The sequence below is a fragment of the Winogradskyella sp. genome, assembly GCF_045105575.1.
Classification (GTDB): Bacteria; Bacteroidota; Bacteroidia; order Flavobacteriales; family Flavobacteriaceae; genus Winogradskyella.
Window position 1 is genome coordinate 39,225 of record NZ_JBGCDQ010000028.1, and the last position, 12,071, is coordinate 51,295.

General features: G+C 32.0%; 14 protein-coding genes. 2 read left to right on the forward strand and 12 right to left on the reverse strand.

Features of this window, described 5'->3' with window-relative positions; translation table 11 throughout:
* Nucleotides 1-75 precede the first annotated feature (75 nt).
* The 4 genes from AB8B52_RS07290 to AB8B52_RS07305 form a co-directional block, all read right to left on the reverse strand.
* Nucleotides 76-360, reverse strand: coding sequence for a hypothetical protein (locus AB8B52_RS07290; protein ID WP_406026678.1), 285 nt, complete (start codon nucleotides 358-360; stop codon nucleotides 76-78).
* Between the two features lie 33 nt (nucleotides 361-393).
* Nucleotides 394-522, reverse strand: a complete 129-nt coding sequence (locus AB8B52_RS07295) for a hypothetical protein (RefSeq protein WP_406026680.1) — start codon at nucleotides 520-522, stop codon at nucleotides 394-396.
* Between the two features lie 82 nt (nucleotides 523-604).
* The gene (locus AB8B52_RS07300; RefSeq protein ID WP_406026682.1) at nucleotides 605-994 is read right to left on the reverse strand and encodes a cupin domain-containing protein; all 390 of its coding nucleotides are present in this window, start codon (nucleotides 992-994) and stop codon (nucleotides 605-607) included.
* A 15-nt stretch (nucleotides 995-1,009) separates the two neighbouring features.
* Nucleotides 1,010-2,446: an SLC13 family permease gene (locus tag AB8B52_RS07305; protein ID WP_406026684.1), complete on the reverse strand. Its 1,437-nt coding sequence runs from the start codon at nucleotides 2,444-2,446 to the stop codon at nucleotides 1,010-1,012.
* A gap of 56 nt (nucleotides 2,447-2,502) precedes the next feature.
* On the opposite strand from AB8B52_RS07305, the gene AB8B52_RS07310 reads away from it, so the two are divergent.
* A complete protein-coding gene (locus AB8B52_RS07310) occupies nucleotides 2,503-3,369 on the forward strand; it encodes a DUF4846 domain-containing protein (protein WP_406026686.1) in 867 nt (288 codons plus the stop codon).
* Nucleotides 3,370-3,423: 54 nt separating this feature from the next.
* On the opposite strand, the gene AB8B52_RS07315 is transcribed toward AB8B52_RS07310, so the two are convergent.
* The 8 genes from AB8B52_RS07315 to AB8B52_RS07350 all read right to left on the reverse strand — a co-directional run bounded on the left by AB8B52_RS07315 (nucleotide 3,424) and on the right by AB8B52_RS07350 (nucleotide 11,509).
* Nucleotides 3,424-4,137, reverse strand: a complete 714-nt coding sequence (locus AB8B52_RS07315) for a hypothetical protein (RefSeq protein ID WP_406026688.1) — start codon at nucleotides 4,135-4,137, stop codon at nucleotides 3,424-3,426.
* Between the two features lie 62 nt (nucleotides 4,138-4,199).
* Complete coding sequence (locus AB8B52_RS07320) at nucleotides 4,200-7,268, reverse strand: CHAT domain-containing protein (RefSeq protein ID WP_406026689.1); 3,069 nt, start codon at nucleotides 7,266-7,268, stop codon at nucleotides 4,200-4,202.
* A 172-nt stretch (nucleotides 7,269-7,440) separates the two neighbouring features.
* On the reverse strand, nucleotides 7,441-8,181 hold the full coding sequence (locus tag AB8B52_RS07325) for a tetratricopeptide repeat protein (protein ID WP_406026691.1): 741 nt from the start codon (nucleotides 8,179-8,181) through the stop codon (nucleotides 7,441-7,443).
* Between the two features lie 5 nt (nucleotides 8,182-8,186).
* On the reverse strand, nucleotides 8,187-8,768 hold the full coding sequence (locus AB8B52_RS07330; protein ID WP_406026693.1) for an RNA polymerase sigma factor: 582 nt from the start codon (nucleotides 8,766-8,768) through the stop codon (nucleotides 8,187-8,189).
* A gap of 83 nt (nucleotides 8,769-8,851) precedes the next feature.
* On the reverse strand, nucleotides 8,852-9,211 hold the full coding sequence (locus AB8B52_RS07335) for a hypothetical protein (RefSeq protein WP_406026694.1): 360 nt from the start codon (nucleotides 9,209-9,211) through the stop codon (nucleotides 8,852-8,854).
* Between the two features lie 26 nt (nucleotides 9,212-9,237).
* Entirely contained in the window at nucleotides 9,238-9,384 is a 147-nt protein-coding gene (locus AB8B52_RS07340; protein WP_406026696.1) for a hypothetical protein, read from the reverse strand.
* 245 nt (nucleotides 9,385-9,629) lie between these two features.
* A complete protein-coding gene (locus AB8B52_RS07345) occupies nucleotides 9,630-10,733 on the reverse strand; it encodes a hypothetical protein (RefSeq protein WP_406026698.1) in 1,104 nt (367 codons plus the stop codon).
* Nucleotides 10,734-10,759: 26 nt separating this feature from the next.
* Entirely contained in the window at nucleotides 10,760-11,509 is a 750-nt protein-coding gene (locus AB8B52_RS07350; protein WP_406026700.1) for a hypothetical protein, read from the reverse strand.
* Between the two features lie 120 nt (nucleotides 11,510-11,629).
* Between AB8B52_RS07350 and AB8B52_RS07355 the strand changes: the two genes are divergently transcribed.
* Nucleotides 11,630-12,007 carry a Na(+)-translocating NADH-quinone reductase subunit F gene (locus AB8B52_RS07355; protein WP_406026702.1) on the forward strand — a complete coding sequence of 126 codons (378 nt, stop codon included), beginning with the start codon at nucleotides 11,630-11,632 and terminating at the stop codon, nucleotides 12,005-12,007.
* The last annotated feature ends 64 nt before the right edge of the window (nucleotides 12,008-12,071 follow it).

The window sequence follows — 12,071 nt, forward strand, 5'->3', positions numbered from 1 at the left end:
AAGAGAGTCGCTAAATATAGAAAAAGCCAATACTTTATAGAGTATTGGCTTTTTCAATTTACATCAGGTATTTTATTAAGCGAATTCTAAATCATTTTTACTGTTTTCAAACTCAAACAAAACTGAACAATCCATAACATTAGCAATCCCATCTATAGAACAGAGTTGTGAAACTACCTCACACAGGCCATTAAATAAGATGTTAGAATCAATAACATGCGGTCGATGCAAACGATGGCTAGACGTAAATTTATAACCACAGCCTTTTAAAAAAGCATGTTCAATTTTTAATAGTTCAATTGGTGTATAACCGTTAAAGCGTTTACCTAGATTTTGGTGAAGCAATCCTAAATAATTCAACGTTACAGAACCGTGTTGATCTGTAAGGTGTTTTCATGCATCTTGGTTATCTACAATATTACCAACGGCACATTGCTTGCAGTCTTCAGGATTTAAGGTGTTGCTATGAAAGGCTGCGTAGAGCTTATCAATAGCACTATCGAAACGTGTGGAAGTCGTCATAATGAATCTGTTTTCTTTTTCAAGATAAAAGATACAAAAAAGGAATGAAAGTTTAAAAGATAATTTTAGAGTTAACTATTTTTTATTTCTTGTATTCCATAATCAAAAAGACAGCAGTTGTTTTTCCAATATTCAAAACCTCATGAGAGGTGACTTCATCTTTACTAAAACTATAACCTGTTGGCACATCAACCTCTCGTGTACCAGTGGTATCTGTAATTCTGAATTTACCTCCAGCCAGTGTATAACCAAAATGCGGATTGTGGTAATGTTTTTCGTGTCCAACGTTTGGGGCAAAAGTACATTTTAGAACACGCAGGTTTTCGTTGTCCTCAATAACTTCGCAAACGGCTTCTCCATTCCAACCTGCTTCTAAAGGATCTGGTAAAATGTGTTTATTTTTACATGTAACCAATAAAAGTAATAGAACCAAATACAAATAAGTACAGTCTAGTTTTTGAGGGAGTTTCATTGAAAATTATTTGATTTAGAAGATCAGTGGAATAAAAAATTGAAATAGAAGTATGAGCAATGCTACAGAAATTAGATTTAATATAATACCAATGCGAGCCATTTGATGCACTTTAACAAATCCACTGGCAAAAACTATGGCATTAGGTGGAGTGGCCATTGGGAGCATAAAAGCACAGCTACTGGCCATAGTTACTGGTATTAGTAAATATAGAATAGGAATTTCGAGTCCAATCGCAATTCCTGCAACTACTGGAATTAATACCGCTGTTAGAGCCACATTACTCATCAGTTCTGTCATAAATAACATAAGTAGAATTAGTAGTGATGCTGTAAGTATTATACTAATCTTAGCGTTTGATATTCCGTTGGCAACTACATCTACAATACCAGAAGAAGACATGCCTTTAGCAAGTGCCAAACCGCCGCCAAATAAAATTAAGATTCCCCAAGCTAATTTTTGCGTGTCTTTCCATTCTAATATAAAATCTCCCTTCTTTAAATTATAAGGAATTGCAAATAATGCTATGGCTCCGAAAATACTAATCATTGTGTCTGATAAGCCTAAACTCGGAACTAAAGAATTTATGACTGTTCTAAAAATCCAAAGAGAAACTATAATGGTAAATGTATAAAGTACTTGCTTTTCTTTGCCAGACATGTTGCCGAGTTTATGTAATTCGTTGCTTATGACATCTTTTGAAGCCTTAAATGCAATACCTTTATTTGGGAATAGTTTTATCAATACAAAATAAATTATGGCAATTAGAGTTGTTGAAAAAGGAAGACCTACTAACATCCATTTTAAAAAAGATATCTCAGTATTATATTCATTTTCTAATAAACCAATAAGTACAGAATTAGGTGGAGTTCCAATCACTGTGGCAATACCTCCAGCGTTTGCAGCAAAGGCAATACCTAGCATTACGCTTAATGCAAAATTTTGATCTTGTTTACTGAATCCATCCGTATCATTAATTAATAGATTGATAACTGATATGGCAATGGGCAACATTACAACTGTACTTGCTGTATTGCTAATCCACATACTCATAAATCCTGTGGCAATCATAAATCCAAGAATAACTTTGTTTGGTGAAGTGCCTGTCCAGTTAATTATGGTTAATGCAATCCGTTTATGAAGATTAACTTTTTCTAAGGCTAAAGCCAACACAAACCCACCGAAAAACAGAAATATAATAGGACTACCATAATTGGCGCCAACATCGGCAATAGGCATTATTTTAAAAAGAGGAAATAATAGTAAAGGTAATAATGCAGTAACAGAAATGGATACCGCTTCAGTAATCCACCAAATAATCATCCATAATGCGATAGCTATTACTGCATCTGCTTTTACTGATATCAGTTCAATTGGTAGTATTTTAAGTATAATAAATAGCGCAGGTGCTAATATTAAGCCGATGCGTTTGGTTAGTGAATTATTTTTCATGTTAGGTAAAAATAGATATTAAATACGAACTTTAAATATTTGCCGTTTTAATACTTATGAAGAAGGGACTACTGATCGTATTTTTATTATTAGCGTTAGGCTTATTAGCATTTCAATTGCAACCAGTTAAAAAAGCGGTTGACACTGTTACGGCCATAATTGAAACTCCAAATTTAATTAATAAGGATAGTTTAACGATAGAATCTCGAGTTAACATTCCAGTAGGTTATAAAAGAGTTGATTATCCTAAAGGAAGTTTTGAAAATTATATTAGACGATATAAGCTTAAACCCTTTGGAAGTAAAATTATTAATTACGATGATTCTGAATATTTTTGGCAAGGAGGTCATATCGGTATTTTAGATATTCCTGTTCCAAAAAACGGCTTACAACAATGTGCAGATGCCTTAATTAGAATTAGGAGCGAATACCTTTGGGATACTAACAGAAAGGATGAAATAGGTTTTAAATTCACCTCTGGACATTATTGCTCTTGGACTAAATATGCTGAAGGCTACCGACCTAAAATTAATGGTAATAAAGTGTCGTTTCATAAAACAGCTTTGGCAAATGGGTCTAAAGAAAATTTCTATAAATACCTGAATCTTATTTATATGTATTCAGGAACGTTATCACTTTATAATGAATTAGACGCGATTAAAGCCGAAGATTTAAAAATAGGCGATATGTTGATTAAAGGAGGTTCGCCAGGTCATATTGTAATGTTGGCGGATGAAGTTGTAAATGACAATGGTGAAAAACTGTTTTTATTGTTTCAGGGAAATACTCCAGCTCAAAGTGTGCATTTAGTGAAAAATCTCGAAGATTCAGATATTTCTCCTTGGTATCATTTAGAAGATGATGCTACAATTCCTGTTTCTAATTATACGTTTAGTAGTGCTAAGTTTGTGCGTTTTAAATAAGTTTCTCTTTGCTAAAAGACTAATTCAACAAAGAGAAACTTAATTGCTTATCATCTAATCGCTACCAAAAGTAATTGTAAGTTGTGCGGTACCTGATACATTCATTAAATCGTTTAAGAATATATCATAGTCTGGATGTGTAGTGTTTATACCGCCAGGTAATTCCCAAACTCTATAACCATTTGCTTCTTCATCAAAATAGGTAAAGGAAGGCTGAGATTCATTGGTCCAAGTAGATTCCTTGTTTTGAGAATATGAATAGCCAGCATAAACGATTTCATCAATTTGTAATTGATATAAGGTCGCATTTTCTTCAAATGGTATTAAAAAACCCATACGCCATTCCATTCTTGTACCATTACCCTCAGGATAACTGTCATGAAGCCAATAAACTGCATTTATTGTTTCAATAGTTACTTCTGGTTCCGTTACAAAAAAGAAACCAGCTTCAGATGTGCCGCCTCTACCATCATCTGCAATTATATATCCATCATAGCTCGTTTCAGGTTCTAATCCTGTAAAATTATAAGACAGGGTAGTGCCTCCTGTAGAAATAAGTTGGTCATTTAAATAAATAGAATACGTAATTGGGTCGTCATCAATATCTATAGCTTCTGTCCATTCAATATTAGCACCATCCATTCTGGTTTCGAGAATAGTGACTGAAAATGGTCCAGGTATAGTTTCATTTGGGTTATTACCATCATCTTCCGAAGAACAATTTACTAAGAAAAATGATAATACAAATAGATAGGCATAATGTTTCATGTGTTTTGTTTTATTGGTTATTTAACAATACATCGCGCAAAAACAATTATGTCATCATGTTTTTAGGGTAAATTATATTTTTTACGTTTTTTTCTTAAGACTATAACGACTATAATTAATAGTACTAATGCAATTGCTAACCAGATCACCATATGAGAACTCGTTTTTAAGTGAATAGCATTAGTATCGCCAATAAGTACTAAACCTGCCCAATATTGAGGTGCTATGGTTCTGCCTTTAGCATTGGATATATAGTCCAATTTTGCTTTTTGTAAAGCTTCATTTTTTGGTAATCCTTCTTTAAGATACCTGTAAAAATGTTCTATTATTTTGGCACTAGACTGCTCATCAATTTTCCATAAGCTTGTTAGTATGCTTTCACTACCAGCATAATTAAAAGCATGTGCTAGAGAAATCATCCCTTCACCTGACTGATGCGTTGGTTTCCCAGTCTCGCAGGCTGTTAAAATGGCAAGATTTGAGGATAGATTCTGATTGTATATTTCGTAAGTATAAAGTGAATTGTCTTCATCTGAAACGTTTTTAGCAAATATAAGTCGCGATAATTCTGGTGATACATTATTAGATTCTGCATGTGTGCCAATATGAATTATTTTATGCTCTTTGGCTCGTTCTGTAAATATTTGCTTAGATGCCTTTTCGTTTAAAAAAGAGGTTCCTTTAAATAATTTTGAATATTCCTTAGCTAAGTCCGCTGTAAATGGTTGTGGTAGTAGTTTTAAATATGTTCTATCGATGTTTATAGAATCTGTAATTGTAACCATATAGTTTGCTTTCATTTCGCTATTAAACTCTGGGGCGAAGGCTATAAAATCGTTACTATAATCAATCGTTTTTTTGCTTTCATCGAGTAATAGCAAACTATAATTATAAGAAATATTGTATTTAGCCAATAAGCTATTTTTGGCAAGGCCTTTGAATGTATTTATTTTGGTAGGTGTTAAGATTTCAAAACTTAAATTGAACAATTCACCGTCTGGGAAAATAATGATATTTTTTGTTTTTATGTCACTTTCAAAATCTTGCCATAATGCTTTGTATAACTTATGATATAGCTCGCTCATTTTTGTAATATCATATTGATTTTTCCCAAGCGCATTGATGTTATTCTTTAAGTTTTTAGACTCTAGTTTAAATAATTTTTTTTCTTTTTTACCGGCAATAAAAGCGTAAAGATTTTCTTCAATAAACAGATATCGAACTAATGTTGTGTTGTTAGGAATATTGTTTTGTAAATCAGTTAAAGGTTCTTCAATTGTAGCATAACGCATTTTGTAATATTTTGGATAACTCTGTTTTAAGGAATCTTTAAAAGACTTCCAAAGTTCTTGTGCATTAAAAAAGGTGTTAATATCATTTGACTTGTTTAATGCTGCATACAAAGATGTTTTTAATTCTTTTTCTCTTTCAATAATGTTGCTAGGAATATCTGAAAAAGCGATGTTATTGCGTATGTTTAAATGAGAACGAATACGATTATATATGCCAGACTCATGCATGGAAAGTATATCATTGAGATAGGTTTCATCGTTGGTTAATTCGTATAAATCTAAACAGAGTTGCTTTGCTATGTTGAATAAATCATTGTTGTCCTCGATAAGCGCAGAGATATCTTCTGATGCATTTACTACAGTTTTTCTTTGTTCTAAGATTTTTATTCCTTTTTTAATTTGCTTTAATAGGAATTGAAGAGAATCTACGTTTTTAGTTGTACTTAACTGGTATCTAGATTTTGCATTGATGTGCAAGGCTCTAGGTTTGTTCATTTCATTTTGAATAGAGTCTAAAGCATTATTCATTTTTAAATTAAATGACAGTGCTTCATTACTGTATTTTAGTGCTTCAGTATAGTTTTTTGATTTATAATGAACAAGCGCTAAGTTTTCTGTATGTTTAAATTTGCTTATTAAATTTTTAAAAGTAGCTTGTTTTGTATGATAATAACTTTCCTCAGCTAATTGTATCGCTTTTTCATTCATGCCATTTTGAGCATAAAATTGTGACATTTTTACAATAGCTTCTAAAAAATTAAAGGAGTAATTATTTTTATCTTTTTCCCTGTAAAGTGCTTCACTTTTCTTGTAGATTTTCTCTGCATTTTTAAAATCGTTTACGCTTTCGTAGATAGAAGCTCTTAATAGTAAGGCGTAATCTTGATAATAAGGCGTATTTTCTATTGATTTTAACCCTAAATCTATATAGTAGCCAGCTTCCTCATAATTTTTGGCAACAAGATGTATGTGTCCTAAAATTAGGGCTGATAAAATAACGTTTGGATCTTCGTTACTCATGGTTTTACGCTTTTGATCATAGGAGTAAGTAGCGACTTCAATAGCACTTTTGTTATCTCCAATACCTGAATAAAAACCTGCTAGATTATCTATAGTTCCTAAACGAAATCGTGCAGCTCTTGTTTTTTTAGATTCATTTTCTGCAACGTTTACATAGCTTTGATAATCGGTGATTGCATTTTTCATGATGGTTATAGATTCTTCAATTTTTCCAGAATTAAATGAATTTAGACCTATGTTTTGTTTTACAATGGCTGCTCTGTAATATGCATTCATTGGAGAATCTTCCATTTTTTGCAGAGCTTTAAGTGATTTGTTGTAGTAATAGTTTGAACTGTCTAGTTCTAACAAACTCGCTTTGATTCGTCCAATAGAATTATAAGTAAGGTAAAATTGTTCAGCTTCAATATTTGGGTTGGCCTCAAGTATACTTTTTGATTTGTATAAATGTTTTTTAGCGAGTTCTAAATCACTCAAATTAATTGCACAGGTTCCTAAATTGTATTCTATTTGTGCAATGTCCTTTTGAGCTAAAGGAAGTATTCTGTTTGCATAACTTAATGCTTCTTGGTTTAATTTATAATTTTTTTCAAATAATCTAGCTGTTGCATATAAATTTGCTAATTCTATCAAAGCATTTTTTGTTGTTTTTGGATGATTCGATTTTTTTATAAACTCAACTAAATCTTCTGTTCTTTTAACGGCTTTATTTAGGTCATTGTTTGCTAGTTTTAAGCTACTAGTTATGGCTAAATATTTAACTAAAGAATCGTATTGCTTTTCTGTTTTATAAGTTTTTATCTGCTTAGCTAGTATCAACTCAGCTTGTGTTATAGAGTCTTGATCAATGAGTGTATTAATCCTTTTGAAATGAGAAGTTTGGTCATTCTGAGAATGAGCTCTATGTTGAGAGCTCAATAGAACAAAAAACAGCATAGTTATCCTAATACAATTATTAAATCGTTTCATAATCAATTGGTTAGTGAGAAAGTTAATCGTTCAGTTTAGATAGGAGGACTTTACTGTTATCGATAGTTGAATTTTGTAAATTAGCTTTCGCTTTTTCTATATTTCCTTCTTTTAAATACGCTAAACCTAAATAGTAATAGGCGTCATTAGCTAAAGGGAAATTAGAATTTTTAATAGACTTTTCTAAAAAGGAAATAGCATCTCCTTCTTTCTTATTTGCAAGATAAGCGACACCAATAAAGTAATTTAATGTATCATTATTTGGTTTTGACTTTTGTAATGTTTCCCACTTAGAAATCGCCGTTTTGTAATCGCCTTGTTTGTAATTAACCATAGCTTCATAAAAGTCGTAGTTATTGTTGGTACTCATGGTTGTAGGTAAACCAGGATCTGGTGTAAAGTATTTTGCATACAGGCGCTCATTAGAGTTTCCGTTTAAAAACCAAAAACTACCTGCAGCAATCACTAAAGCTGCTGCAATTAAAAGGCGTTTCCAATTTAAAGAACGGACTTTAACGGTATCAGTAATTGGTTGTGTTCTGTGTTCTATTTCTAAATCATTATGAAAAACATTTAACTGCTCTTTTAGTGCTTGCGTTTCAATACCAGATAAAACAGTTTTAATGTCTTCTACTTTAATTTTAAAGTCAGCATCATTTTTTAGTTTAGCCTCAAACTCTAACAAATGTTTAGGCTCTAGTTTGCTATTGAGATAGGCCTCAATTTTTTCAAATTCGTCTTGTGATATATCACTTAAGTCCATTGTTATTAATCAGTTTTTAGGGCTATTTCTTTTAATTTTTGCATACATCGGTATTTTTTATTTCGTGTAGAAGCCGAATCTAATGCTAATTCTTTGGCAATTAAATTAATTGATTTCTTTTCAAAATAAAACTTACGCAGTAAGCTTTTGCATGCATCACCCAAATTTTTAAAGGCTTGCATTACGTCTTCTAATCGTTTGTCTTTTAAAATGTCATCATCCATTCCATTGTTTTCTTCATCTTTTATTTCAAAATGGCTTAATTGAGAAGCAACGATTGTTTTTTTATAGCCTTGAGACCTTAGAACATCCATCCATTTGTTTTTAGCAATAGTGTAGAGGTATCCGTTTATGGACGACTCACTTCTTGGTACAAATTTGTTTTGCTTAATGTTTTGCCAAACGGCTAAAAAGGCATCTTGATAGATGTCTTTTGCTTGGTCTTTAGAACCATTATTTTTTAAAACCAGTATTTCAATTTTTGGGTAATTAGAGGTGTACAGATTTTTTAATACTTGCGTATTATTGTTCTGTATAGCTTCTATAAAGCCTTGATTTTTAGTTAGGATAGAACTTTTCTCTTGCATTGAGCACTAAATATAAGAGAAACGTATGATTTATCAAACGATGAGCGATTAATTACATATTATAATTGCTGAAATTGAAATTTTTAAGTTTTTTTAATCATGTTTTTTCCAGCCCAACCTGTTCCAACAATAATAAAGAGCAATCCAGACCAACGCATTAAATTAAAACCAGATGATGGATTATTCATCTTAAATTCAAACACAGATTTTCCAAATGCGTCTTTATCAATTTTAATAGTATTGGCTTCCTCTGGAAAATTAATTATATGAGTTTGTTGTAGGTTATCGCCAAATTCTGGCGGACTACTTACAAGCATATATTTATGATCTGTAAGCGCTGTAACTTGCGCATCCTTTTCATCTGTTTCTATAATCCATTTGCCACGTTTATCTATTTTGCAAACACCATAAGCGTTAAAACTTAAGTTAAAAGACCTATTCATATCATCTTTATCGAGTTTAAAATCATCTAAAATGAATGCTGCATACCACGTTCTTTATCGCGCTTTAATGTTGAAGGATTATTATCATAATTGGTGTTCCATTCGTTCCATTGTGCCGCATTCATAGTCATTGAAATATTGATTTTAGCATTGCCAATAGCATCTAAAGTCATTTCTATCTTCTGATTAGATTATTGTGAAAAAATCATTAATCCATTTGCAAGAATCAAAACTGTTAATAATAGTTTTAATGTTTTCATTTTAATTTGTTTTTAGGCTATCTAATACTGTTATAAACTTGATTTATAATTCCTGAATTTTGACTAAATATAATCTGGTGCTCCTACTGTTACAAATCTTTACTATTCTTAAGCATTCATAGTCATAGAAGTTTATTTTCAAATTGCTAACTGGGTTATTAGTTATTAATTGTTGTACTATTCCAGTCTCTATTGTTATAATTTGGATCCTTATTAGGGTCATAATTTGGGTCGTTACTAGAAATATATTGACCATCATTATTCATCCAGTAATAATTGCTACCAGCATCGACTTTATAAGATTGTCCAGAATTGCTAGTTACTGTAGTTCTTTCGAGATGTGCATCCATAAATTTCTGATGATTTCGGTCCACCGAAGCGCTATATTGTTTTCCGCGTTCAATAATAGCCTGTCCTTCAGCACGTAAATTCGCCATTCTCTGTTGATGTAATTTGCCACTTTGTCGGGCAAAGTTTGCATCCTTCATATAAAAATAATGCAAATATTGTGGATTGTATTTTTTGTTAGCTTGGGCATAGATAAAATCCTTTTTTGTTTGCTCAAAGTGTTTGGTATCTACGTCTATACCTTGTAAATAAAATCCCCAAGCTACTTGTTGTTGGTTATCATAAGCCGCAGAATAGTGCACTAGAATCAAAGAAGATGTTCCTGTATTACTCTTCCATTCTGAAGCAACAACATCAATTGTTTTACTTTGTTCATAGCCAGATTTAAATTTAAACTGTTCGTAATTTTTATCATAAGCAATCAACTCTGGTACTTTATACATTTTAACTAATTCTACACCATCTTGTTTAAAAGTTGGAGCAATCATTTCCTTAATGACTTGCTCTGGTGTTTTTACAGGCAAAACTGCATTACCAGTTTGTGCAGCGGTTTGGTTTATAAACGGATCGCTTGAGTAAGTGTACATTGCACCTTGCTCGCCAAAAAACTTAAACCCATTATTACCAGTCATTTGTGTTTGAGCATTTGGGCTTTTTGGAGTCATTTTCCAATCTGATGGCACTGGCATCTGAAACATATCCATATTAAGTTGGTCATCTCTAAAGGTTTTAAATTGAATAGATTTTGCGGGAATTGCAGATGTTCTGCTAGTTGTGTTTGCGTTAATTGCGCCTTTAAATTCTGAAACATTATTATAAAATTGAACAGAATTATTTGCGTGTGGTTGATTTTGGCAAGATGTAAAAAAGATGCTAAAGATGAATATAACTGATAGTGTGAGTGAATATTTCATAATATTAGAAGTTTGTTTTTAATAAATTATTGTCTGTTTGGATCAAAAGGAAAATTGTCTTGGTTATCAGGAGTTCCATCTAAATCTGAATCTCTTACACTATTGTCAATAATTAAAAGTTGCCAATGAATTGGTAAAAAATCGTTCATAACTAAATTGTCATATTCTGCTGTAGGCCCAGACGCCACAGAAACTGAAGCAAATGTTGAACCTAAAGAAGTATCAAAAAATGAATTAATAGCGACTAAAGCAGTGAAATTCCCAAAGCGTATTAAACGTGTACTTGTACTACTAATAAAATTGCCTAATGGTTGAGTTGTATTTTGCTCGCAATCCACAGTGAAGTTTCCTGTATGTCCGTAAAACGCAAATAATTGGTTGACTTCCGCTGCAACGATGTCTAATATATTTATTTGGTTAAATGCCGTGAGTCCAGGAACGTAACGCCAAACCACTTGGTTGTCATTTCTAAAAACATTAACTCCTAATCCTGTCTGAGCTTCAGATGCACTATAACCTTGAGGCATAATAAAACCTAATGCAGGATATTGACTGTGGATAAATTGTTGCCCAGGATTAGACAAGGTTGGTATGCTTGTTAATGGTAAAGGTAAACCGTGTGCATTATCCCAATAGGCAGCCGTGGGTCCAGAAATATTTAAACATAATTCTGAATTGAAATTTCTAAGATTATTAGGATCAGAGGTAGAATTTTTACTGCAAGAATTAAAACAAATAAACAGTAAACTAATTTTTAAAAGATGGCAAGGTTTCATAAAAAAGGAATGTTTAACGTGTTGTTATGTCTATATCGAAGTTTTTTTAAAATGTCATCATTCATTTTTCTTTGAAGCAATTTTTATTACCATTTCTAAGCAAGTTTGTATCTTTGCAGTATGAGTAAAAAACTAACACCTCAACAAATTCATAATCTTGCCATGAACCATGTTGGTAAGGATCTCGAAGCGCGAGGTTTTGAATTTATCGCCATTAATAGTAAGTTAAAACGACATCCGCAATTTGTGTGTATCGATAAAAACAGTCAATACTTTTTTGTGGTAGTAAGAGCTGTGATACTTCCTGAGAATCCAAATAACTATGATATCGTTTGGATGGAAACCTTCAAAAAGCATGCTTACGATAAAGATGCGAAAGTATTGTACGCAGGAGTAGGAATAGGAAATCCTAAAGGTGAAGGCTTACCTATTCATTTAAACGAAGAGTACCTTATAGAATACAATGGCATCCAAGTCATTGAAATGAATTTAAATTGATATTCGGAAAAAAACAATTTTTGCTTCGATAGTTTTAATCGCTTTATTTGTGAATGAAAATGTA